The sequence below is a fragment of the Pectobacterium brasiliense genome, assembly GCF_016950255.1.
Lineage (GTDB): Bacteria > Pseudomonadota > Gammaproteobacteria > Enterobacterales > Enterobacteriaceae > Pectobacterium > Pectobacterium brasiliense.
Genome location: NZ_JACGFN010000003.1, coordinates 35,682 through 61,693 on the forward strand (window position 1 = coordinate 35,682; position 26,012 = coordinate 61,693).

Below are 26,012 nucleotides of genomic sequence, written 5' to 3' on the forward strand. Positions count from 1 at the left end.
GGTTAGTCCGCTCGTTTACGGTTATTACGGGGCGCTCCGCTGCGGCGTGGCGCATTGTGTCGGCGCGGGCCATTGTTGGAACGCGGTGGACGTGTTAAACGCTTCGGCGCAGGTAAATCATTCATCAGCGCGTCACTGTTGTATTTGCTGACTGGGATACCGTGACCGATATAGGTTTCGATAGCCGGGAGATTCAGCGCGTACTCTTCACAGGCCAGACTGATAGAGAATCCGCTTTGTCCCGCACGGCCCGTACGGCCAATACGGTGAACGTAGTCTTCGCAGTCATCCGGCAGATCGTAGTTAAAAACGTGGGTCACAGAAGGAATATGCAAACCGCGTGCTGCAACGTCCGTTGCCACCAGAATATCCAGATTACCCTGGGTAAACTCTTCCAGAATACGCAGACGTTTTTTCTGTGCGACGTCGCCTGTCAGCAGCCCAACGCGATGACCATCGGCAGCCAGATGGCCCCAGATGTCTTCACAGCGATGCTTGGTATTCGCAAAAATAATGCAGCGGTCCGGCCACTCTTCTTCCAGCAGTGTCTGGAGCAGGCGCATTTTTTCTTCGTTGGATGGATAAAACAGTTCTTCTTTAATGCGGTGGCCGGTTTTCTGTTCCGGTTCAACTTCCACATACTCGGCGTTATTCATCTGTTCAAACGCGAGTTCACGCACCCGGTAGGAGAGCGTAGCGGAGAAGAGCATGTTCAGGCGCTGTGCCGCTGCGGGCATGCGGCGGAATAGCCAGCGAATGTCTTTGATGAAGCCGAGATCGTACATGCGATCTGCTTCGTCCAGCACGACGACCTGAATCGCGCCCAGATTGATGTGGTTCTGCTTGGCATAATCGATCAGACGACCGGTGGTGCCGATCAGAATATCAACGCCGCTTTCCAGCACTTTAAGCTGTTTGTCGTAGCCGTCGCCACCGTAGGCTAAACCTAATTTTAGCCCAGTTGCATGAGACAGCGCTTCTGCATCAGAGTGAATCTGGACAGCCAGTTCACGGGTTGGTGCCATAATTAAGGCACGTGGCTGATTGGTCTGACGCTCTGCATTTGCAGGGTGTGAAAGCAGATAATGGAAAGTAGACGCGAGAAAAGCCAGCGTCTTGCCGGTACCGGTTTGCGCCTGACCCGCAACATCACGCCCTGACAGAGCCAATGGCAGAGCTAACGCCTGAATAGGCGTACAGTTATGAAACCCTTTACTTTCAAGAGCTTCAATAACCTGCGGGTGCAGGGCGAAGTCGGAAAACTTCTGTTCAGTTAAGTGTGTTTTGCTCATAGTGTGGTAGAATATCAGCTAACTATTGCTTTACGAAAGCGTATCCGGTGAAATAAAGTCAAGCCGTTGTTGGTTAATGCTAAACCAACAAGGTAGAAATAATCCTGCGGAGTAAAATATGAGCGATAAAATAATTCACCTGACTGATGACAGCTTCGGCACGAAAGTATTGCAAGCTGAGGGCGCTATCTTGGTTGATTTCTGGGCTGAGTGGTGTGGTCCTTGCAAAATGATCGCTCCTATTCTGGATGAAATTGCTGAAGAGTTTGAAGGTAAACTGACGGTTACCAAGCTGAATATTGATGAAAATCCGGCTACTGCGCCGAAATATGGTATCCGTGGTATCCCTACTCTGCTGCTGTTTAAAAACGGCGAAGTCGCTGCGACGAAAGTCGGCGCACTGTCGAAAGGGCAATTGAAAGAGTTCCTGACGGCGAACCTGTAATTAGCTTGATACCTTAAAAAGGGTGTCGCCGGCGGGCGCAATTGGGCAATATGTAATTCTCATATTGACTGCTTGCCGCTCGTCGGGAAGCGTGTTAGATTCTTCATCACTGCATATCGTACTTGCCTATGTTTAAGCCCTTAGGCTTAAGCCTGAAAGTTAGAGTCTAAAGCATTATTCTGTGTCGAAATCGAAAAAATCGTTGTTTTACAAGGTAATTGTTCTACAAGACGATTGTTTCACAACACGTTTGTGATCCGATTTGGGCAGTCTGCTAGTTTTACAATAATTGGTTTTATGTGTCTTCGATCTCCTGCCGTTGATTTATGCGGATATCGTTTATGCGGATGTTGTTTTGCGCGGATTTAATGCGCTTCAGGTGTGAAACCAGACAGGAATCCGGTGGTTGAAGGCTGTTATAGAGGCACGGATGATCCTGCCATACCATTCACGTTATAGTTCGAGATTTACCCCGAGTTAAAGAACCCACCACTATGAATCTTACCGAATTAAAGAATACGCCAGTTTCTGAGTTAATTACTCTTGGCGAAAATATGGGACTGGAAAACCAGGCCCGCATGCGCAAACAGGATATTATCTTCGCTATTCTGAAACAGCATGCCAAAAGCGGCGAGGATATTTTCGGCGATGGTGTGCTGGAGATATTGCAGGATGGCTTCGGCTTTCTCCGCTCCGCAGACAGCTCCTACCTCGCAGGCCCCGATGATATCTACGTTTCTCCCAGCCAAATCCGCCGTTTTAACCTCCGCACTGGTGACACCATTTCTGGCAAGATTCGTCCGCCGAAAGAAGGTGAACGCTACTTTGCGCTGCTGAAAGTTAACGAAGTCAACTACGACAAACCTGAAAACGCCCGCAACAAGATCCTGTTCGAAAACTTAACGCCGCTGCACGCAAACTCTCGTCTGCGTATGGAGCGGGGTAATGGTTCGACAGAAGATCTGACGGCGCGTGTGCTGGATCTGGCTTCACCGATCGGCCGTGGTCAACGTGGTCTGATCGTTGCACCGCCAAAAGCGGGTAAAACCATGCTGCTGCAAAACATCGCACAGAGCATCGCTTACAATCATCCTGACTGTGTGCTGATGGTGTTGCTGATTGACGAACGTCCGGAAGAAGTTACCGAGATGCAGCGTCTGGTGAAAGGTGAAGTGGTGGCGTCAACGTTTGACGAGCCAGCTTCCCGTCACGTTCAGGTTGCCGAAATGGTGATCGAAAAAGCGAAGCGTCTGGTTGAGCATAAGAAAGACGTTATCATCCTACTGGACTCCATTACCCGTCTGGCACGTGCCTACAACACCGTGGTTCCGGCTTCGGGCAAAGTGTTGACTGGTGGTGTGGATGCTAACGCCCTGCATCGTCCGAAGCGTTTCTTCGGCGCGGCGCGTAATGTTGAGGAAGGCGGTAGCCTGACCATCATCGCCACCGCGTTGGTTGATACCGGTTCTAAGATGGACGAAGTGATTTACGAAGAATTTAAAGGTACAGGTAATATGGAACTGCACCTGGCGCGTAAAATCGCAGAAAAACGCGTGTTCCCGGCGATTGACTACAATCGTTCCGGTACGCGTAAAGAAGAACTGCTTACTACCTCTGAAGAATTGCAGAAGATGTGGATTCTACGCAAGATCATCCACCCAATGGGTGAGATCGACGCGATGGAATTCCTCATCAACAAGTTGGCGATGACGAAAACCAACGATGAATTCTTCGATATGATGAAACGTTCATAAATCCGGGCGTTCATCCATTACGGATAACTCGGGGAACGCCACGCTGGGTCGTGGCGTTTTTTTATCCCCTAATTGATCGGATGTGAAGGGGCTTTCTATCAGGAAGTCTCGGTTATCACTCAATTTGTACTGGCGATCAATGTAGGCGATAGGATATAAGGCGTAAACCGAGTCTATACTGAACAGCTACAGCGCAGCTGTTAACGGTGAACTTACTCACTATGAGTACCGAATTACTATTTATTTTCTTGTTTTCTCTGGGCTTTCTTTTTTTTGCTCGCAGCATTGCGGGTAAAATAGGGCTTGTCGATCGTCCCAACTACCGTAAACGCCATCGGGGTCTTGTACCTCTGGTTGGTGGTATCTCCGTGTATGCGGGTATCTGCTTTACCTACTTCATTACCGATCAATATATTCCCAACTTCCGTCTTTACCTGCTGTGCGCGGGTGTGCTGGTGTTTATCGGCATGCTGGACGATCGTTTTGATATCAGCGTGAAAATTCGTGCCGTTGTGCAGGCGTTTGTTGCCGTGGTGATGATGGCTTTCGCTGGCTTGACGATACATAACCTGGGATTCATCTTCGGTCCGTGGCAGATGGGGCTAGGGCCGTTTGGCTATCTGGTCACGTTGTTTGCGGTTTGGGCGGCAATTAATGCGTTCAATATGGTGGACGGGATCGATGGATTGCTCGGCGGGTTGTCCTGCGTCTCATTTGGGGCGATGGGCATTTTGCTGTACCTGAGCGGTCACACGAATCTGGCATTGTGGTGTTTCGCCATGATTGCGGCGACGTTGCCTTATATTCTGCTTAACCTCGGCATGTTTGGGCCACGCTACAAGGTGTTCATGGGCGATGCGGGTAGTACGATGATTGGCTTCACGGCGATCTGGCTCCTGATTCAAACAACGCAAGGCCCTCAGCATCCGATTAATCCAGTTACGGCACTGTGGATCATCGCTATCCCGCTGATCGATATGATCGCCATTATGTATCGGCGCTTGCGCAAAGGGATGAGCCCGTTCTCGCCTGACCGACAGCATATCCATCATTTAATGATGCGGGCTGGCTTCTCTTCCCGTCAGGCTTTTGTGCTGATTACGCTTGCTGCCGCCTTGTTGGCCGCGGTCGGCGTGTTGGGTGAATATTTCTTTTTTATACCCGAATGGTTTATGTTGGCATTATTCTTGCTTGCATTTCTACTGTATGGCTACTGCCTGAAACGAGCATGGCGGGTCGCCCGTTTTATCAAGCGAATCAAACGTCGTATGCGGCATTCTGATGAGCAAAAGCAGTCATCCTGACCAAATAATTTTGGGGAAGTAATGAAATCAGAGAACTTGTCTACCGGGAATGCGTTGATTGATAACGAACTGGATATCCGTGGGTTATTTCGCCTGTTGTGGCGTGAAAAGGTGTGGCCGATAGCAATCGGCCTGCTTTTTGCCGTTGTGGCACTAGGCTATTCCTATCTTGTTAAACAGGAGTGGAGCGCGACAGCGATTACCGACAAGCCGACGGTCAATATGCTAGGTGGGTATTATTCGCAGCAGCAATTCCTGCGTAACCTCGACGCCCGCTCTTTTTCTGCGCCTCAGCCCGAACAACCGTCTATTTCGGCTGATGCTTATGACGAGTTCATCATGCAATTAGCGGCTTACGATACCCGCCGCGATTTCTGGTTGCAGACTGACTATTATAAGCAGCGCCTGGAAGGCGATGAAAAAGCCGATGCGGCTCTGCTCGATGAATTGGTTAACAACATTCAGTTTACGCCGCGCGACGACGGGAAAAAGACTAATGATTCCGTGAAGCTGGTGGCAGAAACCTCTAAAGATTCCAACACGTTGCTTCGTCAGTATGTAGCTTTTGCCAGCCAACGTGCAGCCAGTCACCTGAATGAAGAAATTAAGGGTGCCTGGGCGGCCAGAACTATCTTCATGAAGTCGCAGATCAAGCGTCAGGAAGCGGTAGCAAAAGCGATTTACGATCGTGAAGTCCGCAGCGTTGAGCTGGCGCTGAAAATCGCTCAGCAGCAAGGTATTAGCCGCAGCCAGACGGATACGCCCGCAGATGAAATCCCCGCATCGGAAATGTTCCTGCTTGGCAGGCCGATGCTTCAAGCCCGACTGGAAACATTGCAGACCAGCGGCCCGCACTACGAACTGGATTACGATCAAAATCGCGCGATGTTGGCGACACTGAACGTTGGCCCAACGCTTGAGGACAGTTTCCAGACGTATCGTTATTTGCGTACGCCGGAAGAGCCGGTGAAGCGTGACAGCCCACGCCGGGCATTCCTGATGGTGATGTGGGGTGCGATTGGTGCGCTCGTCGGCGCGGGTGTTGCCTTGGCTCGCCGTCCGCGCTAACCAGCTTGCTGATTCGCGTCTGATGCTCAGCGAGCGTCTGCGTCTAACCTGATTAAAGAGATTCAATGTGAAAGTATTGACTGTTTTCGGCACCCGCCCGGAAGCCATAAAAATGGCACCGCTGGTTCATGCCCTGGCTCAGGATGGAGCCTTTGAATCGAGAATTTGCGTAACAGCCCAGCACCGGGAGATGCTGGATCAGGTGCTGCGTTTGTTCGATATTACGCCGGATTACGATCTGGATATTATGCGACCGGGGCAGGGGCTCAGTGAGATATCCTGCCGGATTTTATCAGGACTTGAACCCGTTATGGCGGAGTTCAAACCGGATTTGGTGTTGGTACACGGCGATACCACCACGACGTTGGCAACCAGTCTGGCGGCTTTTTATCAGCGTATTCCCGTCGGCCATGTAGAAGCGGGATTGCGTACTGGCAATTTGTATTCGCCCTGGCCGGAAGAGGCTAACCGCAAACTGACCGGACATTTGGCGATGTACCATTTTGCTCCGACGGAAAATTCCCGCCAAAATTTACTGCGTGAGCACCTGTCCGATCGACATATTTTTGTGACGGGTAATACGGTGATTGATGCGCTGTTCTGGGTGCGCGATCGTATTCTCGCGGACGCCGCGCTACGCCGCAGCCTTGACGAAAAATATGCCTTTTTAGACGACAACAAGAAGCTGATTCTGGTTACCGGACACCGCCGTGAAAGTTTTGGCGGCGGCTTCGAGCGCATTTGCAGCGGGCTGGCAGATATTGCCCGTCGACACCCTGAAGTGCAAATTGTGTATCCGGTTCACCTAAACCCTAATGTCAGTGAGCCGGTGAATCGCATCCTGAGCGGCATTGATAATGTGATGCTGATTGCGCCGCAGGACTATCTGCCTTTCGTGTATTTGATGAATCGCTCTTACATGATTTTGACCGACTCTGGCGGCATTCAGGAAGAAGCGCCGTCGTTAGGCAAGCCCGTATTGGTGATGCGTGATACGACAGAACGGCCGGAGGCAGTGGAAGCCGGTACGGTCAAGCTGGTAGGGACAGAAGTAACCAGTATTGTCGATGCGGTATCTATGCTGTTGACGGATGAAGAAGCGTATCAGGCAATGAGTCGCGCCCATAATCCCTATGGCGATGGACAAGCCTGTCAACGCATCGTTGATGCTTTAAAAAATCGCCAGGAGCGATTTTAAACGTCGCTTGCGACGATCCGAAGGGAGTCGGGCAGGGATAGCCCGACATAAAAAATCGCTAAGTGCATTTTTGGGCTGCGACGGCCCGACATAAAAATTATCAGGTGACACTATGAGCTTTACTACCATTTCCGTAATCGGTTTGGGCTACATCGGTTTACCCACCGCTGCGGCGTTTGCGTCGCGCCAGAAAAAAGTCATCGGTATTGATGTGAATAAACTGGCGGTCGAAACCATCAATCGCGGCGAAATCCATATCGTCGAGCCCGATCTGGATTCGTTGGTCAAAGTGGCAGTGGAAAATGGTTACCTCCAGGCGCTGACAAAGCCTGTGCCAGCCGACGCTTTCCTGATTGCCGTTCCTACCCCATTCAAAGGCGACCACGAACCCGATCTGGCTTATGTTCAGGCGGCTGCCGCGTCTATCGCGCCCGTTTTGAAGAAAGGCGATCTGGTGATTCTGGAATCGACATCCCCTGTAGGTGCAACTGAGCAAATGGCCGAGTGGCTGGCCGAGGCGCGAGCGGACTTGACGTTTCCGCAGCAGGTTGGGGAAACGGCGGATATCAATATAGCCTATTGTCCTGAACGCGTTCTGCCGGGGCAGGTCGTGGTCGAACTGATTAAAAACGATCGCGTCATTGGCGGCATGACCCCGGTGTGCTCCGCGCGTGCCAGTGAGTTATACAAAATCTTCCTCGAAGGTGAGTGTGTGATTACTAACTCCCGCACCGCCGAAATGTGCAAGCTGACGGAAAACAGCTTCCGCGACGTCAATATTGCTTTCGCCAATGAGCTCTCGCTGATTTGTGCCGAACAAAACATTAACGTATGGGAACTTATCCGATTGGCAAACCGCCATCCCCGCGTCAATATCCTGCAACCCGGCCCTGGCGTCGGCGGGCATTGCATTGCGGTCGACCCCTGGTTTATCGTGGCGCAGAATCCGCAGCAGGCCCGGTTGATTCATACCGCCAGACTGGTGAACGATGGCAAGCCGCTCTGGGTCGTGGATCGCGTTAAAGCGGCCGTGGCGGATTATCTGGCACAAACGGATAAACGCGCCAGCGAGGTCACGGTGGCCTGCTTTGGGCTAGCGTTCAAGCCCGACATTGACGATTTACGTGAAAGCCCAGCGGTAGGGATTACGTCCATGATTGCACAGTGGAATACCGGCGTGACGTTAGCCGTCGAACCGAATGTCAAACACCTGCCGTCCGTGTTGGCCGGACAGGTAAAACTGGTCGATACCAGCAGTGCATTAAAAGAAGCCGATGTGCTGGTAATGCTGGTCGACCACCGTCAGTTTAAAGCGGTTAGCCCAGAAGATGTGAAACAACAGTGGGTGATCGATACCAAAGGAGTATGGCGTTGAAACGTATTTTAATTACCGGCGGCGCAGGGTTTATTGGTTCAGCGTTGGTCAGATACATTTTGACTGAAACGCAGGACAGCGTCGTCGTTGTCGATAAGCTGACCTATGCAGGTAACCTGTCTTCGCTGGCACCCGTCGCTGATAGCTCACGCTTCGCGTTCGAGCAAGTTGATATCTGCGATCGTGCGGAATTGGACCGTGTCTTTACTGCTTACCAGCCCGCGCTGGTGATGCATTTGGCGGCAGAAAGTCACGTCGATCGCTCTATCGATGGCCCGGCGGCGTTTATCGAAACCAATATTGTCGGCACCTATACGATGCTGGAAGCCGCACGCCACTACTGGCAAAACCTGGCTGATGCGGACAAGCGCGCATTCCGTTTTCACCATATCTCTACCGATGAAGTGTTTGGTGACCTGCATGGGACGGACGATCTGTTTACAGAAACCACGCCTTATGCGCCAAGCAGCCCCTATTCCGCATCGAAAGCCTCCAGCGACCACCTTGTTCGCGCCTGGCTGCGCACCTATGGGTTCCCGACGGTTATCACTAACTGCTCGAATAACTACGGCCCTTACCATTTCCCAGAGAAGCTGATTCCGCTGGTGATCCTGAATGCGGTCGCGGGTAAACCGTTGCCGGTTTACGGTGACGGTGCGCAAATCCGTGACTGGCTGTTTGTCGAAGACCACGCTCGCGCACTGTACAAAGTGGTGACGGAAGGCGAAATCGGTGAGACGTATAACATCGGTGGTCACAACGAGCGCAAAAACATTGAAGTCGTGCAGACCATTTGCGATCTGCTGGAAGAGCTGGCACCGAATAAGCCTGCTGGCGTAGCGCATTACCGCGATCTCATCACTTACGTGAAAGACCGCCCTGGCCACGATATGCGTTACGCGATCGATGCTGGGAAAATTGAACGTGAGCTGGGCTGGCGTCCAGAAGAAACGTTTGAGACGGGTATGAGAAAAACCGTCAGTTGGTATCTGAATAACGAAAAATGGTGGCGCAGCGTGCAGGATGGTTCTTATACCGGTGAGCGTTTAGGGTTGAACGACTAAACCTGCGTCTGATGGCGGAAAATAAAGGAGCGAAACGATGATCCATCCGATATCAATTGGAAAGGGAGAGATTCGCGCCACGGTTGAACCGCTGGGCTGGGAGAGCGAATTCTTCCAGATTGACAGCGGTAAGCTGAACTTTTCGCCTTCCGCGCCCGCGTTGACGCTCGATGCGCTGAACGCATTTACGCTGACGCAGGCTAAAATCGCAGCGGATAATCTGGTGCTGGCAGATGCGCTTGCCGATCTTGGGTTTCGATTGGTTGAAGGCGAGGTCGATCTCAGTCTGCCGCTGCAACGGGCTACGATTGTTACGCCGCTACCGCGCTGGCGTGAAGCCACACCCGACGATATCCCTGCACTGAGGGACGCGGCGTCACGTGTTTTTGCGCTGAGCCGTTTTCGTTCTCCGTGGTATCAACCGCAGGATAGCGGGCGTTTCTATGCGCAGTGGATTGAGAATGCCGTGCGCGGTACGTTCGACCACTGCTGTTTGCTGGTGGAAGATGCCGCGGGCAATCCACAAGGATGGGTCACGCTACGCAGAGTGAATGACTCGGATGCCCGTATCGGACTACTGGGCGTTTGGCCGAGCGTTACGGTACGTGGCATCGGTTCACAGCTGATGGCGCTGGCGGAAGCGTGGTGCCGACAACAAGAGTTGATATGTCTTCGGGTCGCGACACAGGTTAGCAACGTGGCGGCGCTTCGTCTTTATCTTCGCCGTGGTGCCACGATTGAGGGCACGGCGTATTGGTTATACAGGTGATCACATGATTCCATTTAATGCGCCACCAGTTGTTGGTACAGAACTAGATTATATGCAGGCTGCCATGAGCAGCGGTAAATTGTGCGGCGATGGTGGGTTTACCCGTCGCTGTCAGCAGTGGCTGGAACATTATTCCGGTAGCAAAAAAGTCCTGCTTACGCCGTCCTGCACCGCTTCGTTGGAGATGGCGGCTATCCTGCTGGACGTGAAGCCCGGCGATGAAGTGATCATGCCGAGCTATACCTTCGTGTCCACCGCCAATGCCTTTGTGCTGCGCGGTGCGAAGATCGTGTTTGTCGATATCCGCCCGGATACCATGAACATTGATGAGACGAAGATCGAAGCGGCCATTACGGAAAAGACGCGCATTATCGTGCCAGTTCACTACGCAGGTGTAGCTTGCGAGATGGACGCGATTATGGCACTGGCGAAGAAATACGATTTATATGTCGTGGAAGATGCCGCGCAGGGCGTGATGTCGAGCTACAAAGGCCGTGTTCTGGGCTCTATCGGCCACATCGGCTGCTTCAGCTTTCACGAAACCAAGAACTATACCTCGGGCGGCGAGGGCGGAGCCACGCTGATTAATGACGCGAGGCTGGTGGAGCGTGCGGAAATCATCCGGGAAAAAGGCACCAACCGCAGCCAGTTCTTCCGTGGGCAGGTGGACAAATACACCTGGCGGGATATTGGTTCAAGCTACCTGATGGCAGATATTCAAGCTGCCTACCTCTGGGCACAGCTGGAAGCGGCGCGTCCGATCAACGAACGCCGTCTGAAACTGTGGCAGAACTACTACGCGGCATTCAAATCGCTGGCTGATACTGGGCGTATTACCCTGCCGACCGTGCCTGCCAATGGGATTCATAACGCGCACATGTTTTATATCAAACTGCGCGATCAGGACGACCGCAGTGCGTTTATCAATTACATGAAAGAAGCCGAAATCATGACGGTCTTTCATTATATCCCGCTGCACAGTTGCCCGGCCGGCCTGAACTTCGGTAGTTTCTCCGGTGAAGACCGCTACACCACGCAGGAAAGCGAGCGGCTGGTGCGTTTACCGCTGTTCTACAACCTGTCAGACGTCAATCAGCGGACGGTGATCAATACCATTCTGAGCTTCTTCTCCTGATATGTCGTTGGCGAAAGCATCGATATGGACGGCAGGCTCCACGCTGATAAAAATCGGCGCGGGGCTGGTTGTCGTCAAACTGTTGGCGGTCGCCTTTGGCCCCAGCGGCGTGGGGATGGCAGGGAATTTCCGCCAGTTGATTACGGTGTTGGGCGTGTTAGCCGGTGCGGGAATCTTCAACGGCGTCACCAAATATGTGGCGGAGTACCAGCAACAGCCGGAACGGCTCAGGCCGCTGCTCGGCACGTCAGTCACGCTGGTGCTGGGGTTCTCCACGCTGCTGGCGATTCTCTTTCTGGCCGCTGCAACGCCTATCGCCAATCTGCTGTTTGGGCATGATGACTATCGCGATGTGGTGCGTGCGCTGGCGTTTATCCAAATGGGTATCGCCTACGCCAACCTGTTTCTGGCTATTCTCAAGGGCTATCGGGATGCGATAGGCAACGCGCTGGCTGTGATCGGCGGCAGCCTGATCGGGCTGGCGGCCTTTTGGCTCTGCCTGCAACTGGGCGGTTATGTTGGCGCACTGGCAGGGCTGGCGCTGGTGCCCGCGCTGCTGGTGATTCCGGCAGGCATCATGCTATATCGACGCACTCCGCTGTCGCTGATATCGCTAAAACCCGCGTGGGATCGCGCGATTGCTGGGCAGTTGGGCAAATTTACGCTGATGGCGTTAATGACCGCGGTGACGCTGCCCGTTGCGTACATCATGATGCGTAACCTGTTGGCGGCACATTACAGCTGGGACGAAGTGGGCATTTGGCAGGGCGTCAGCAGTATTTCCGATGCTTACCTACAATTTATTACCGCCTCCTTTACCGTGTATTTGTTGCCGACACTCTCGCGTCTGACGGATAAAGCCGCGTTATCGCAGGAAATTGTCCGCTCACTGAAGTTTGTGCTGCCCGTTGTGGCAGGTGTTAGCTTTTGTGTGTGGCTGCTGCGAGATTTTGCCATCTGGTTGCTGTTCTCCAGCGAGTTCACGGCAATGCGAGATCTCTTCGTTTGGCAATTGGTAGGCGATGTAATGAAAGTGGGCGCTTACGTTTTTGGCTATCTGGTCATTGCGAAAGCGGCATTGCGCTTTTATCTGCTCACGGAAGTGAGCCAGTTTCTCCTGCTGACCGGGTTTTCCCACTGGCTGATCCCGCTTTATGGTGCACAAGGTGCGGCACAGGCCTATATGGCAACCTACCTGGTCTATTTTTTGCTTTGTTGTTGCGTATTCATTATTTACCGTAGGCGAGCATGACGACACTGATTCATGTATTGGGATCTGACATCCCGCATCATAACCAGACCGTTTTACGTTTTTTTAACGACGTACTGGCGACGGAACTCCCCGAGCAGCAGATTCGGCATTTTATCGTGGCATCCCGCGACGGCATTTCATCGGCTGATTTCCCCGCGCTGCGTATCGAAACCTGCGTGGATAAGAAAACGCTGGCTGAGGCCGTCATTGCCAGAGCCAAAGCGAACCGCAAGATGCGCTTTTTCCTGCATGGGCAGTTTAATCCCACGCTGTGGCTGGCGTTGCTGAGCGGAAAAATCAAATCTGAGCAGGTTTACTGGCACGTTTGGGGCGCGGATTTGTATGAAGAGGCGAGTAGCCTGAAATATCGCCTGTTTTATCTGCTGCGGCGTATGGCGCAAAAGCGCGTCGGACATGTGTTTGCCACGCGTGGCGATCTGGCGTGGTATCAGCAGCGTTCACCTCGCGTGCCGACATCATTGCTGTACTTCCCAACGCGAATGGATCCCGCGCTAACGGGCATGCAGGTGGATAAACCGCTGGCTGGGCCGATGACGATTCTGGTCGGCAATTCTGGCGATCGCACGAATCGCCATCAGGAAGCGCTGCGGGCGATTCATAAGCAGTTCGGGAAAAATGTGCGGGTCGTTGTGCCGATGGGCTATCCCGCGAATAACGAGTCCTACATCGCGCAGGTGGAAAAGGACGGTTTGGCGCTGTTTGGCGTGAAAAATTTCCAACTGCTGAAAGACCAACTGGCGTTTGATGATTATCTCAACATGTTGCGCACCTGCGATTTGGGCTATTTTATTTTCGATCGCCAGCAGGGAATCGGGACGTTATGCCTGCTGATTCAGTTTGGCGTGCCGTTCGTGATCAGCCGACAAAATCCGTTCTGGCAGGATCTGACGGAACAAGGGCTACCCGTGCTGTTTTACGGTGACGAATTGGATGAGGCGCTGGTGCGTGAAGCGCAGCGCCAACTGGCATCAGTCGATAAGCAACAGATTGCGTTCTTTAATCCCAATTATCTGCAAGGCTGGCGCGATGCGCTGGCGTTGGCGACGGGAGAACCAACATGACGCTGGGGCAATTTGGTGGGCTGTTTGTCGTCTACCTGATTTCAGTCATCTTTATCCTGAGCCTGACCTGGATGGAGTTCCGGCGGGTACGTTTTAATTTTAACGTGCTGTTTTCCCTGCTCTATTTGTTGACGTTCTATTTTGGTTTTCCGTTTACCTGCGTGCTGGTGTTCCGGTTTGGCGTTGACGTGGTTCCCGTGCAGTTCCTGCTTCAGGCGATGCTGTCTGCGACGGCGTTCTATGCGATCTATTACGTCAGCTATAAGACGCGGTTACGCCAGAAAACCTCCGTGCCACGTGCGCCACTTCTGACAGTGAACCGGGTTGAAGCTAATCTGACCTGGCTGCTGTTGGCGCTGATTGCCGTTGCCACCGTCGGTATCTTCTTCCTCAACAATGGCTTTTTGTTGTTTAAGCTGCGTTCTTACAGCCAGATATTCTCTAGCGATGTATCCGGTGTGGCGTTGAAACGCTTTTTCTACTTCTTCATTCCGGCGATGCTGGTGGTGTATTTCCTGCGCCAGACGCAGCGTGCGTGGATAATGTTCCTCATCGGAACGGTCGCGTTTGGGATGCTGACGTATGTGATTGTTGGCGGAACGCGTGCAAATCTGATCATCGCCTTCGCGCTGTTTCTGTTTATTGGCATTGTGCGCGGCTGGATTACGCTCTGGATGCTGGTTGCGGCTGGCGCGTTCGGGATTGTCGGGATGTTCTGGCTGGCGCTGAAGCGCTATGGGCTGGATGTCAGCGGCGATTACGCCTTCTATACCTTCCTCTATTTAACCCGTGACACCTTCTCGCCTTGGGAGAATCTGGCGCTGCTATGGCAGAACTACGACAAGATTGAATTTCAGGGGCTGGCACCGATTGCTCGTGATTTCTACGTCTTTATTCCGTCCTGGCTATGGCCGGACCGTCCTAATTTGGTGTTAAACAGTGCGAATTATTTCACCTGGGAAGTGTTGAATAACCGCTCTGGGCTGGCAATCTCCCCCACGCTGTTGGGTTCGCTGGTGGTGATGGGCGGGGTGCTGTTTATCCCGCTCGGCGCGATTGCGGTAGGGCTGGTTATCAAGTGGTTCGACTGGGTGTACGAGTTAGGTAAGAACGACAGCAATCGCTATAAGGCCGCGATTTTACAGGCGTTCTGCTTCGGGGCGGTGTTCAATATTATTGTGCTGACGCGTGAAGGCGTCGATTCTTTTGTTTCACGTGTGGTGTTTTTCTGTCTGGTATTTGGTCTGTGTCTGCTGGTTGCCAAACTGCTCTATTGGCTGCTGGAAAGCGCTGGACTCATCCGGCAGCGTCTGATGCGTATGCGAGCCACGCCGATCGCACCGACACCCAACACCGTGGATCCTGTGATAAAGGAGCAGGTATGACAGCGTTAAAAACCACAGAGACCATTCCTCTGTATACCATTCGTGGTTTGCCCATTCACGGCTTTCGCAATATGGCGCAGTTTGTAGATTACCTGTTTACGGGCGAGCGGGTTGAAACAGGCACGCTCGTCGCGATTAATGCTGAGAAAGTGCTGACGGCGGAAAAAGACGTCGCACTGCGTATGCTGCTCGATCGCGCAGAGTATAAATATGCGGACGGCATTAGTATTGTGCGCTCCATTCGGCGCAAATACCCGCAGGCTGACGTCACGCGGATTGCGGGCGCCGACCTGTGGGAAGCGCTAATGGCACGAGCGGGCAAGGAGGGAACGCCGGTTTTTCTGGTGGGCGGCAAACCTGATGTGTTGGCACAAACGGAAGCGAAACTGCGGGCGCAGTGGAACGTGAATATTGTCGGCAGTCAGGATGGCTATTTTGCGCCAGAGCAGCGCGATGCCCTGTTCGAACGTATCCGTGCCAGCGGTGCGCAAATTGTTACCGTCGCGATGGGGTCGCCACGACAGGAAATTCTGATGCGCGACTGTCGTCACCACTATCCCGATGCGCTGTATATGGGCGTGGGTGGAACGTATGACGTCTTTACCGGGCATGTGAAGCGTGCCCCGCTCGTGTGGCAAAACTTAGGACTGGAATGGCTGTATCGTTTGCTATCCCAGCCGAGTCGTATTTTTCGGCAGCTTAAGCTGTTGAAATATGTTGCCTATCACTACAGCGGTCGCCTGTAACTTCATTGAATTGGCGCGTTAAACGCGCCAACCTTTCCCCGCCATTTTTCCAAGTAGTATATAAACCTGATTTCTTATTCCTATTCGATTTTAATTGTCTGTTTGCCAGCCAATCAGAAATACAGAATTCTATCTTTGGCGTATTCGTCATCCCTGATGTGTTATTCAAACCCACATTACGGTATTTTCATGCCGCTAATTTGGGGCAAGGGTACGTTCTTTCTCATCGGTAGTCGGCAGTATTTCTGAAATAAGAACAATAACCGGCAGCAGCCGGGATAAGCACAACATAAAGACAGAGGATATATGGCAGAAGATGTAAAGCAGGAAAAACTCCATCGAGGGTTGGAAGCCCGACATATTGAGCTGATTGCGCTGGGTGGCACGATCGGCGTCGGGCTGTTTATGGGCGCGGCTAGCGCGCTGAAGTGGGCGGGGCCATCAGTATTGCTGGCTTATATTGTCGCTGGGATCTTTGTTTTCTTCATCATGCGCTCAATGGGCGAAATGCTGTTTCTGGAGCCAGTAGCGGGATCGTTTGCCGTCTACGCGCACAAATACATGAGCCCCTTTTTCGGGTATCTCACCGCGTGGGGCTACTGGTTTATGTGGATGGCGGTCGGGATTTCGGAAATTACCGCCATTGGCGTATATGTTCAGTATTGGTTCCCCGATTTGCCGCAATGGTTACCGGCTATTGCCGCGGTTGCGCTGGTTGCGGGCGCAAACCTTGCTGCAGTCAGGCTGTATGGTGAAATCGAATTCTGGTTCGCGATGATAAAAATCACCACCATCGTCGTGATGATCGTCGTCGGTGTTGGCATTATCTTCTTTGGCTTTGGTAACCATGGTCAGGCGACGGGATTTAGTAACCTGACCGAACACGGTGGTTTCCTCGCGGGAGGCTGGAAAGGTCTGCTGTTCGCACTCTGTCTGGTGGTGGCGTCTTATCAGGGCGTGGAACTGGTCGGCATTACGGCGGGTGAGGCGAAAAATCCGCAGGTGACGCTGAAGCGCGCGATCAACAACATTCTATGGCGTATTCTGATTTTCTATGTGGGCGCGATCTTCGTTATCGTCACGATTTTCCCCTGGAATGAAATCGGCACGTCCGGTAGTCCGTTTGTGATGACATTTGCGAAAATCGGTATCACCGCCGCAGCAGGGATCATCAACTTTGTGGTACTGACGGCCGCACTGTCCGGTTGCAACAGCGGTATGTATAGCTGTGGACGTATGCTGTATTCGCTGGCCAACAACCGCCAGCTCCCTGCCTGGTTAGGTAAAGTGACAGCCAGCGGCGTACCCGCGGCAGGCGTCATGATTTCCATTCTTTGCCTGATGGCTGGGTCGGTGTTGAATTACATCATCCCTAACCCAGAAAAAGTGTTTGTGTATGTTTATAGCGCCAGCGTGCTGCCGGGTATGGTGCCGTGGTTTGTGGTGTTGATTAGCCAACTGCGTTTTCGTGAACAGCATCGCGCAGCGCTGGCCACACACCCGTTTAAATCGATACTGTTCCCGTGGGTAAACTACCTGACGATGGCATTTTTGCTGTGTGTGCTGGTAGGCATGTACATCAATATCGATACGCGGATGTCTTTACTGGTCGGTATTGCCTTTTTAGCCGTGGTTAGCCTGTGTTATTTCGCACTGGGACTGGGCAAAAAAACGTCTCTGACAGGAAGTAAGTCGTAGTATTTGGGGGCGGGAAGGGCGGAACTGTGTGTTATTTAGCTTGGAATGAGCAAATCCTAATCAAACGCATCATTTCGATAAAAAAGCACTAGACAGCCAGTCGCTAAGCCCGTAATATCCCGCCCCGCAACGGCGCTAAGCGCCCGTAGCTCAGCTGGATAGAGCGCTGCCCTCCGGAGGCAGAGGTCTCAGGTTCGAATCCTGTCGGGCGCACCATTATATTTTTATGAAGTATGTTGTGTGCAAGAGCTGCGGTGGTACACTTTTTTTCGTAAAGAAAGTATCCCGTAAAAAGGAAGTACCGCGTAATAAGTAGTTGATGTAAAGTGTGGTGATGGTGGCTATAGCTCAGTTGGTAGAGCCCTGGATTGTGATTCCAGTTGTCGTGGGTTCGAGTCCCATTAGCCACCCCAGATTTTGCAGATATAGCAGTTGATTGACAGTTTGTGAGTTATGCGAAGGTGGCGGAATTGGTAGACGCGCTAGCTTCAGGTGTTAGTGTTCTTACGGACGTGAGGGTTCAAGTCCCTCTCTTCGCACCACACAAACGAGAACATCAGTGATGTTCAAAAAAGCAGTACATTCGGCGAGTAGCGCAGCTTGGTAGCGCAACTGGTTTGGGACCAGTGGGTCGGAGGTTCGAATCCTCTCTCGCCGACCAATTACGAAGAAAAGCACATCGAAAGATGTGCTTTTTTTTCGCCTGTAATTTGCCTTCTCTGGCGAAAGCCTTGTCGGATTCATCAACCCGACAAGACGTTCTTGTTCCCTGTGATATCGTGCGTTACGGCGCGTAATGCACAGGTGCCAGCGCGCTGCTATCGATACTTTCTCGTATTGATTTCAGTGCGGTACCAAAAGGACACAGCGCGCCTTTTTCTGTTTGCTGGCAGCCCTGAGAGGTCAATTCTTCTTTCAGTAACGGTTGCCGATCGTCAAGCGGCGTCAGAGAACGGATCTGATCCAGCGATTGTGTCTGGAAATAGATACGCAAAAAACGCTGCTGAGTGGTGGTATCGCGCCAGCGTTCGAATACCAGACTGCCCGCGGGTGGAATGTTATCGGCAGTGTCACCGGGTAGCTGCCAATGAAACTGCAACAGCGTGCGCAGATAGGCGATGTTGGTGTCGTGAGCGACATACAGCAAGTAAGGCACGGCTGGTGGCTCGCCTTGTGTGGTGTCTTGCGCTTCCTGCGTTCCCTGTGCCAGAGCCTGTGCGATTTGCTGCATCAATAGCGACCCGCCGCGCTGTGCGATATAGGGAACATCATTGGTGAAGTCGTATTTAGCCGTCATCGGCGCCATCAGTGGGATGAGATCCTGCGTACTGTGGACATGACCAAAAGCGACCTGTGCCAGCGGCAGGTTTTCGCTATATTCAAGCAGGAAAACCTCGCTCATATTCGCCAGCGTATTCAGTCCGCTGATAGAAGTCGAACCGTCTTTATCCTGTTTGAACGCCCACGGTTTATCAAATACCGGACAGGGTTTGTCTGCCTCGCATACGACCTGCTTCAATAGCTCGATACTGGGCTTAAGACGCTCATAGGCGATATTCAAATCACCACCCATGGCTTTCAGCACCGCAGCCTTTGCCCGTTCTGAGTCAAGCGTGCCAATGCCCATTTTGTCCCCGTGGAACAGTGGATCCTGTTTTTCATCCTCAACGGCATGCGTCATAACGCCGCAGCCGGGAAACATGCCGTCCATATAGGCTTGTGCAGTTGCGCGGGTGCGTTGTAACGGGCTGGCGAGCACATAAATTTGTTGTTCCGTTGGACAACCTGACGCGAACAGATGCTGTTGACGGTAATACTCGGCCTCATAGCGGCCTTTTAGCACGGTGGCAGCATAGCCGTGTCCGGTTAATTCACCCTCGCGTGTGACCCACTGTGGCCACGCTCGTGCTGTGCCGGACTCCAGCGCCGTCGTGTTGGATTCTGTTGGAGGACGTACGCCATGACGGCTGACTTCAACGACCTTTTCCAGCTGGTAGCGATCCTGAGCCTGGGCCAGAGTAGAGAATGAAGAAATAATGATCATGGTAATCAATAAGCTACGGGGAGTACGTAATGTCGTGTGGGAAAGCATGATAATCCTTCGTCAGCGGTCATACGGATAAGGAGTTTCATTGTAGGTAGAGGAAAGTGACAAATGGGCTTTTCTGCTTGGGAGAGAGTGTTAGCGAACATTTCTACATGCATAGTTTGCAATCAAACTTTTTGATCTAAGATAGATCCCAAAGGTATAAAGCGCATAATTTCCGCATGTTATATTTTTAAAAATTAAAAAGACGACATAAATCCCGCCTAATAAATCCAACACTAACGAGTTAACTATGGCATCACATCTTATTGATTTTCTTCTTATAGGGAATAATTTTGGCACGCCTGAAATGCGCGGCGTCTGGTCCGAGCATAACCGCCTGACTAAACAGGTCGAAGTTGAAGTTGCCCTGGCACTTGCCGAGGGTGAACTAGGTGTCATTCCGCTGGATGCGGCAAAAACCATTGCAGAAAACGCTGACGCAAGCGCGCTTAACGTTGAAGAGATTGCAAAAGATGCCGCGCGCATGAAGCACTCTCTGATGCCGACGATTGCCGCGATTCAGAAACAGTGCGGTGCGGCGGGTGAGTTTATTCACTACGGCGTGACCACGCAGGACATCGTTGATACCGCGACAGTGTTACAGCTGAAACAATCTTTTGATATTGTCGTCAGAGATACACAACTGCTGGCCGTTGAATTGAAGCGTCTGGCGAAGAAATATCAACACACGCTGATGGCCGGTCGTACCCACGGTATGCAGGCGTTACCCACCACGTTTGGCTTCAAACTGGCCGTCTGGCTGGATGAATTTATCCGCCACCTCGAACGTCTGGCTGAAATCAAAGAACGTGTTCTCGTCGGCAACATCAACGGTGCCATCTGCACCTATGCCTCTTTTGGCGAGAAAGGGCCGGAAATCGAGCGTTTGACGCTGGATAAGCTGGGGCTGAATACGCCGAATATCGGCTGGCAGTCTGCCCGCGATCGTTTCTCCGAATATGCTTCTGTTACGGTTCTGATCAGCGGTACGCTGGGCAAAATCGGTAATGAGCTGTACAACCTGATGCGCACCGAGATTAACGAAATCGAAGAACCGTTCTCTGAAGGGAAAATCGGTTCTACCACGATGCCGCATAAACGTAATCCAGCTGCACTGGAAGGGCTTGCGAGCCTGACGGCTCCGCTGTTTAAGAGCGCTGCACTGATTCATGAGTCGATGAAAGTTGAGCATGAGCGTGATGCGATGAGCTGGCGTGCGGAGTGGATTGCGCTGCCAGAAATCAATATCTATCTGTCCGCTCAGCTTCAGAATGCGCTTGGCATCCTGCGTGGTATGTCCGTCAACGAGAAGCAGATGCTGGCGAACCTCGATCTGCAAAATGGCCTGCTGCTGTCTGAGAAAGTGATGTTCGAGATTGGTAAACGTCTCGGCAAGCAGACTGCTCACCATCTGGTTTACGAATGCTCAATGCAGGCATTCGAGCAGAATCAGTCCTTTAAATCGGTACTGCTGGCTCATCCAGTGCTATCTGAACAGGTGACCGCCGCCGATCTGGACGAATGGCTGAATCCGGCTAACTACGTTGGCAGTGCGCCGCAGAAGGTTGATGACGTGATTCACTATGCAGATAACTCCGGCCTGCTGCCAGCATAAGGTGACACCATGAGTATCGTATTTCGTCAGGCCACGCTTGCGGATGATGAAACTTTTCTGGCGCTGGCGCTGGCCGCATTTGAGCCGATTCGCCAGTTAGGCATCAATTTTTCCGCCGCCCATGCGGATATCGACATGGTGCGTACGCATATTGCTTCACACGGCGTTTATGTGATGGAAAAAGACGGTGAGATGGTATCGTCATTTACCATCCGCTATCCGTGGGGGCCTGAGCCGGGCCCGTTCGGTCTACCTCATCTGGGCTGGTTTGCAACGCACCCTGGTTATAAAAAACAGGGACTGGGTAAGCAAATGATGAGCTGGCTGGAGGAAGAAATTCTGATTAACCAGCTCAAAGCGCCTGCCGTGTCGCTTGGCACCGCGCAAAACCACCCGTGGCTGATTGAGATGTACAGAAATTATGGTTTCAAGGAAGTCGGGCAGACGAATCTGGGAAAAGGACACCTGACAATCTGGATGGAAAAAATCCTTGATAACCAATTGTATGACCAGTGGAAAGATAAAAAATCAAAAAGAGAGGCAGTAAAATGATGAAAAAAGTAACGTTGTCTGTTCTGGCGCTGACGACCGCCTTTCTTGTTGCTGGCTGTGATTCTGGGAAGAGCGGCTCTGAGCAGGAAAAAGTATTGAAAGTGGGTTCAACAGGCCAAAGTTATCCAAGTGGCTTCAAGCAGGATAACAAGCTGGTCGGGTTTGACGTTGAAGTCACGGAAGCCATCGCGAAAGATCTGAACTACAAAGTTGAGTGGGTCACCGCCGATTTCAGTGGCCTGATGGGCCAGTTGGAAGCGAAAAAGCTGGATACTGTAGCGAACGTGGTAGCCATTACTCCAGCGCGTCAGGAAAAATACAATTTCGCTCAACCGTATAGCTTCTACGGTAGTCAGATTGTGACGCACAAAGACAACGCGGACATTAATACACTGGCTGACCTGAAAGGGAAGACGGTTGCCGGGGTTCTGGGTTCCAACCACGTCAACAACCTGAAAAAAGCGTTTGCCGACGGCAGCGTGAATATTCGCACCTATGAAACACGCGATGGCGCGATGAACGATGCGCTGTCTAAGCGCGTTGAAGGCTACGTGAATTCACGTCCTATCCTGTTGGCAGAAATCAATAAGCGTAACCTGCCGTTCAAACTGGTCGGCGAGCCGCTGGTGATTGAAGAAGTGAGCTTCCCGTTCCATAAGGACGAGAAAGGCGATGCGCTGCGTAAGCAGTTCGATGCAGAGTTAACGAAAATGCGTGAAGATGGACGCCTGAAAGCGATCTCCGAAAAATATTTTGGTGAAGACATCACGGTATCACCGGCTAAATAACCTCACGCCGTCATCTTGGCCGAGTCATTACGTAACTTGATGATTCGTTATGCCGCCAGATGCCTTGTTATGTAGCCAGATGTTCGTTATATAGCAAATAGTCATAATCCTGTTCCACCGGCGCAATATGGCCGGTGGATGCATTAATGGTATTACTCATGAATATCGATCTTGCCTACCTGTTAAAGGTCTTTCCCCAGGTATTAATGTATTTGCCAACCACGTTGTTCCTCGCCGTGGTTTCGATGTTTTTTGCTATGGTTCTCGGCCTTATCCTGGCGTTAGTCCGTGAAAGCAAGATTGTCGTAGTAGTAAAAATCGTCGAGCTGTATATCTCGCTGTTCCGCGGCATTCCGTCGCTGGTTCAACTGTTTATCATCTACTTCGGCCTGCCGCAGCTATTCCCCGGCTTATCCAATCTGGATGCGATGACGGCCGCGATTATCGGCTTTAGCCTGAAAACGTCCGCCTATATGGCTGAGATTTTCCGTGCGGGCTTGGCCTCGGTGGATTTCGGCCAGACGGAAGCGGGCTTATCTATTGGTATGAGTAAAGCGCAGGTTTATCGCCGCATCGTGTTGCCTCAGGCCATGCTGAATGCGCTGCCCGCGACGGGGAACACCTTCATTTCTCTGATTAAAGATACCTCGGTGGCCTTTGCGCTGGGCGTCTCCGAACTGTTTGCGGAAGGCAAGATGATTGCCGCTGAATCTCTGCGTTTCTTTGAGACCTTCCTGGTTGTGGGTCTGATTTACTGGTTGGTGATCATTGTTTATTCCTGGCTGCAAAAACAGCTGGAGAAGAAACTGAATCACTCGCTACAGCGATAAGGGGCTGACATGATCAGTGTAAAGAATCTTTCTAAACGCTTTGGCGATCAGGTGGTGTTGGACAACATTAGTCTGGATATCGCGAAAGGCGAAGTCGTGGCCATCATTGGCCCCTCCGGTTCGGGTAAATCCACGCTGCTGCGCTGTCTGAACCTGCTGGAAACGCCAGAGTCGGGCACGATTGAAATTGGTGACCAAACGCTGGATACGCGTCGTTATTCCTCTAAAGAGGCCTATGCGCTGCGCCGCCAGACGGCGATGGTATTCCAGAGTTATAACCTGTTTAAGAACAAGACGGCGCTGGAGAACGTGACGGAAGCGCTGATTGTTGTGAAAAAAATGCCGAAGAAGCAGGCGGATGAAATCGGTCTGGCACTGCTGGAGCAGGTTGGTCTGCTGCCGCAGGCGGCACAGTATCCGGTGACGCTATCCGGCGGGCAGCAGCAGCGCGTGAGCATTGCGCGTGCGCTGGCGGTGGACCCGAAGGCGATTTTGTTTGATGAACCGACCTCGGCGCTGGACCCGGAAAGGGTACACGAAGTGCTTCAGGTGATTCAGAAGCTGGCGAAAAACGACACCACGATGGTGATCGTCACCCACGAAATGCAGTTTGCGAAAGAAGTGGCTGACCGAGTGATCTTCATGGCGGACGGTCATATCGTTGAGGAAGGTCCGGCGGAGCAGGTGATTAGCTTCTCGGATAACCCGCAAACCCAGCGTTTCCTGCGTCAGTTGACCAAGCTGCCTGAGCCGCTTGAGTACGATATTTAACGCATACGTAGACACACCTGCACGCCTGAACAAGGCAGCCCTGTCAGGCAGGGCACGATAATGTGGAGCAAGTATTCATGAGAACAGCACCTCAGCATGAGCCTCTGGCTCAGTTTATTCAGGCGTTTCGCCACGATTTACACCGTAATCCTGAACTGTCGAATCAGGAGTTCGAAACCACGAAGAAGATTCGTACGGTATTGGAAAAAGAGGGGATTCGCATCCTCGACCTACCGCTGAAAACCGGTCTGGTTGCTGAAGTCGGCGGCCTTCAGGATGGCCCACTGGTCGTGGTACGTTCTGATATCGATGCTCTGCCGATTGAAGAAGAGTCTGGCGTAGAATTTACGTCGCTCAACAAAGGCGTGATGCACGCCTGCGGTCATGATTTTCACTCTTCCGCTGCACTTGGCGCGGCGATTCTGCTGAAAAAAATCGAGCCGGAGCTGAAAGGCACCGTGCGAATTTTGTTCCAGGCCGCTGAAGAGACCGGGCTGGGCGCACCGGAAGTCATCGCCGTTGGTGCGTTGGACAATGCGGTAGCGATTTTCGGCATTCACAACGATCCGACGCTGCCTGTTGGCGTCATCGGCGGGAAAGACGGCGCATTGACGGCGGGTGTTGACCGCTTTGAGATCAAGATCGCAGCGAAAGGCTGTCACGCTGCGAAGCCGCATGAAGGCAACGATCCGATTATCATTCTGGGTCAGCTGATTTCTGCCGTACAGACAATCATCAGCCGCACGGTATCGTCCGATAATAATGCGGTGGTGTCGATTACTCAGGTTCATAGCGGCAGCACCTGGAACGTTATCCCAGACACGGCCTACGTTGAAGGCACGGTCAGAACGTTTAATCAGGACGCGCGTGATTTGATTGAACAGCGTTTCCGTCAGATCGTTGCAGGTATCGCCAGCACCTTTGGTGCGGAAATTGAGTTCCTGTGGCACGCGGGGCCACCATCGGTGATCAACACGCCAGAGTGGGTTGAGTTTGCGCTGAATGTGGCGAGTGACGAAGGGTTTGAAGCGCGTCGCGTGGAAGCCAGCCCGATTGGTGAAGATTTCGCGTTCTATCAACAAAAATTACCGGGTACGTTCATGATGGTCGGTTCCGGCGGGCCGTATGCGCTGCACCACCCGAAATTCCGCGTTGATGACAGCGCACTGTTCCCGACCGCACACTATCTGTATCAGGTGGCGAAGCAGAGTTTAGAGCAGTTATCCTCCCGCTAGTCTCCTCTCATTAAGTCAGTTCTGTCCGCGTCGGTTTCCCGGCGCGGATATTTCCCTTTTTCTAAATTGAATCAGCAGCTTTGATAGGGCTGTCGGAAAAACACGACACTCTAGGGGTTCTGCTGTCTCAAAAAAGAGACATTTAATTCATTGATTATTAATGGTTAATATTTTACGTGACAAAATCGTCTCTGAATGGCGACAGGTTTTGTGAGCGCGATCTCGTTTTTGTCGCTCATTGTGTCTTAGCTTCGCTCACAATGGATAAATAAAAATAGCATTTATTATTAGATATTTACCTCTATTTTGTGAGGCTGAGTTAATAAAATTATGCATGTTGGCATAATTTATGCTTAAATAAGCGTGTAGATGCTCATTCCACCTTCTATGCTTGCTTCGGCTTCATAATCCTGGGAATGACGCAGAGCCAATTTGAGGTGCCTATCGTCCAACTCCAGATGAAGATGCAAGTCTCCATCGGGCCTTCCGGACATAACGTTGAGTGAGGCACCATTCTGTTGTCTGACAGACCTGATATTTTCAACGCTTACCGTTTATCGGTAAG

Annotated in this window: 22 protein-coding genes and 4 tRNA genes; 24 read left to right on the top strand and 2 right to left on the bottom strand. The window is 52.0% G+C overall.

Annotated features, from left to right (window positions below; all coding sequences use genetic code 11):
* Positions 1-2 precede the first annotated feature (2 nt).
* Positions 3-1,292, bottom strand: coding sequence for an ATP-dependent RNA helicase RhlB (rhlB, locus tag H4F65_RS19465; RefSeq protein ID WP_010283884.1), 1,290 nt, complete (start codon positions 1,290-1,292; stop codon positions 3-5).
* Positions 1,293-1,410: 118 nt separating this feature from the next.
* On the opposite strand from rhlB, the gene trxA reads away from it, so the two are divergent.
* The 18 genes from trxA to H4F65_RS19555 all read left to right on the top strand — a co-directional run bounded on the left by trxA (position 1,411) and on the right by H4F65_RS19555 (position 18,228).
* Complete coding sequence (trxA, locus tag H4F65_RS19470; protein ID WP_010283883.1) at positions 1,411-1,737, top strand: thioredoxin TrxA; 327 nt, start codon at positions 1,411-1,413, stop codon at positions 1,735-1,737.
* Between the two features lie 494 nt (positions 1,738-2,231).
* Positions 2,232-3,491, top strand: a complete 1,260-nt coding sequence (gene rho, locus H4F65_RS19475) for a transcription termination factor Rho (protein WP_010283881.1) — start codon at positions 2,232-2,234, stop codon at positions 3,489-3,491.
* A gap of 206 nt (positions 3,492-3,697) precedes the next feature.
* Complete coding sequence (gene wecA, locus H4F65_RS19480; protein ID WP_085996945.1) at positions 3,698-4,795, top strand: UDP-N-acetylglucosamine--undecaprenyl-phosphate N-acetylglucosaminephosphotransferase; 1,098 nt, start codon at positions 3,698-3,700, stop codon at positions 4,793-4,795.
* A gap of 21 nt (positions 4,796-4,816) precedes the next feature.
* Positions 4,817-5,863 carry an ECA polysaccharide chain length modulation protein gene (wzzE, locus tag H4F65_RS19485; RefSeq protein ID WP_010283877.1) on the top strand — a complete coding sequence of 349 codons (1,047 nt, stop codon included), beginning with the start codon at positions 4,817-4,819 and terminating at the stop codon, positions 5,861-5,863.
* Between the two features lie 67 nt (positions 5,864-5,930).
* On the top strand, positions 5,931-7,061 hold the full coding sequence (gene wecB, locus H4F65_RS19490) for a non-hydrolyzing UDP-N-acetylglucosamine 2-epimerase (protein WP_010283876.1): 1,131 nt from the start codon (positions 5,931-5,933) through the stop codon (positions 7,059-7,061).
* Between the two features lie 112 nt (positions 7,062-7,173).
* Complete coding sequence (gene wecC, locus H4F65_RS19495) at positions 7,174-8,436, top strand: UDP-N-acetyl-D-mannosamine dehydrogenase (RefSeq protein ID WP_010283875.1); 1,263 nt, start codon at positions 7,174-7,176, stop codon at positions 8,434-8,436.
* Entirely contained in the window at positions 8,427-9,500 is a 1,074-nt protein-coding gene (gene rffG / locus H4F65_RS19500; RefSeq protein ID WP_010283874.1) for a dTDP-glucose 4,6-dehydratase, read from the top strand. Before wecC ends, rffG begins: the two co-directional genes overlap by 10 nt.
* A gap of 37 nt (positions 9,501-9,537) precedes the next feature.
* A complete protein-coding gene (gene wecD / locus H4F65_RS19505) occupies positions 9,538-10,269 on the top strand; it encodes a dTDP-4-amino-4,6-dideoxy-D-galactose acyltransferase (RefSeq protein ID WP_010283873.1) in 732 nt (243 codons plus the stop codon).
* Positions 10,270-10,273: 4 nt separating this feature from the next.
* Positions 10,274-11,404 carry a dTDP-4-amino-4,6-dideoxygalactose transaminase gene (gene rffA, locus H4F65_RS19510; protein ID WP_010283872.1) on the top strand — a complete coding sequence of 377 codons (1,131 nt, stop codon included), beginning with the start codon at positions 10,274-10,276 and terminating at the stop codon, positions 11,402-11,404.
* Position 11,405: 1 nt separating this feature from the next.
* Positions 11,406-12,656 (top strand): lipid III flippase WzxE, encoded by a 1,251-nt coding sequence (gene wzxE, locus H4F65_RS19515; protein WP_010283871.1) that lies wholly within the window; start codon positions 11,406-11,408, stop codon positions 12,654-12,656.
* Positions 12,653-13,738 carry a TDP-N-acetylfucosamine:lipid II N-acetylfucosaminyltransferase gene (locus H4F65_RS19520; RefSeq protein ID WP_010283870.1) on the top strand — a complete coding sequence of 362 codons (1,086 nt, stop codon included), beginning with the start codon at positions 12,653-12,655 and terminating at the stop codon, positions 13,736-13,738. The genes wzxE and H4F65_RS19520 overlap by 4 nt, the downstream gene beginning before the upstream one ends.
* Complete coding sequence (gene wzyE / locus H4F65_RS19525) at positions 13,735-15,123, top strand: ECA oligosaccharide polymerase (protein WP_010283868.1); 1,389 nt, start codon at positions 13,735-13,737, stop codon at positions 15,121-15,123. The genes H4F65_RS19520 and wzyE overlap by 4 nt, the downstream gene beginning before the upstream one ends.
* Positions 15,120-15,869: a lipopolysaccharide N-acetylmannosaminouronosyltransferase gene (gene wecG / locus H4F65_RS19530; RefSeq protein ID WP_010283863.1), complete on the top strand. Its 750-nt coding sequence runs from the start codon at positions 15,120-15,122 to the stop codon at positions 15,867-15,869. Before wzyE ends, wecG begins: the two co-directional genes overlap by 4 nt.
* Before the next feature lie 306 nt (positions 15,870-16,175).
* Positions 16,176-17,567, top strand: coding sequence for a bifunctional threonine/serine APC transporter ThrP (gene thrP, locus H4F65_RS19535; protein WP_039320262.1), 1,392 nt, complete (start codon positions 16,176-16,178; stop codon positions 17,565-17,567).
* A 139-nt stretch (positions 17,568-17,706) separates the two neighbouring features.
* Positions 17,707-17,783, top strand: a tRNA-Arg gene (locus H4F65_RS19540).
* Between the two features lie 121 nt (positions 17,784-17,904).
* Positions 17,905-17,980 (top strand) — tRNA-His (locus H4F65_RS19545).
* Positions 17,981-18,022: 42 nt separating this feature from the next.
* Positions 18,023-18,109, top strand: a tRNA-Leu gene (locus H4F65_RS19550).
* Positions 18,110-18,151: 42 nt separating this feature from the next.
* Positions 18,152-18,228: transfer RNA gene (locus H4F65_RS19555), tRNA-Pro, on the top strand.
* Between the two features lie 123 nt (positions 18,229-18,351).
* Here H4F65_RS19555 and H4F65_RS19560 read toward each other — a convergent pair.
* The gene (locus H4F65_RS19560; protein ID WP_010283848.1) at positions 18,352-19,659 is read right to left on the bottom strand and encodes a histidine-type phosphatase; all 1,308 of its coding nucleotides are present in this window, start codon (positions 19,657-19,659) and stop codon (positions 18,352-18,354) included.
* Between the two features lie 247 nt (positions 19,660-19,906).
* Between H4F65_RS19560 and purB the strand changes: the two genes are divergently transcribed.
* From purB to H4F65_RS19590, 6 genes are all read left to right on the top strand, one after another.
* On the top strand, positions 19,907-21,271 hold the full coding sequence (gene purB, locus H4F65_RS19565) for an adenylosuccinate lyase (RefSeq protein ID WP_039320266.1): 1,365 nt from the start codon (positions 19,907-19,909) through the stop codon (positions 21,269-21,271).
* Positions 21,272-21,280: 9 nt separating this feature from the next.
* Positions 21,281-21,823 carry a GNAT family N-acetyltransferase gene (locus H4F65_RS19570; protein WP_010284948.1) on the top strand — a complete coding sequence of 181 codons (543 nt, stop codon included), beginning with the start codon at positions 21,281-21,283 and terminating at the stop codon, positions 21,821-21,823.
* The gene (locus H4F65_RS19575; RefSeq protein WP_010284946.1) at positions 21,820-22,611 is read left to right on the top strand and encodes an amino acid ABC transporter substrate-binding protein; all 792 of its coding nucleotides are present in this window, start codon (positions 21,820-21,822) and stop codon (positions 22,609-22,611) included. Before H4F65_RS19570 ends, H4F65_RS19575 begins: the two co-directional genes overlap by 4 nt.
* A gap of 158 nt (positions 22,612-22,769) precedes the next feature.
* On the top strand, positions 22,770-23,441 hold the full coding sequence (locus H4F65_RS19580) for an amino acid ABC transporter permease (protein WP_010284942.1): 672 nt from the start codon (positions 22,770-22,772) through the stop codon (positions 23,439-23,441).
* Between the two features lie 9 nt (positions 23,442-23,450).
* Positions 23,451-24,212 (top strand): amino acid ABC transporter ATP-binding protein, encoded by a 762-nt coding sequence (locus H4F65_RS19585; protein ID WP_010284939.1) that lies wholly within the window; start codon positions 23,451-23,453, stop codon positions 24,210-24,212.
* A 77-nt stretch (positions 24,213-24,289) separates the two neighbouring features.
* Positions 24,290-25,447, top strand: coding sequence for a M20 peptidase aminoacylase family protein (locus H4F65_RS19590; protein ID WP_010284936.1), 1,158 nt, complete (start codon positions 24,290-24,292; stop codon positions 25,445-25,447).
* Positions 25,448-26,012: the final 565 nt, after the last annotated feature.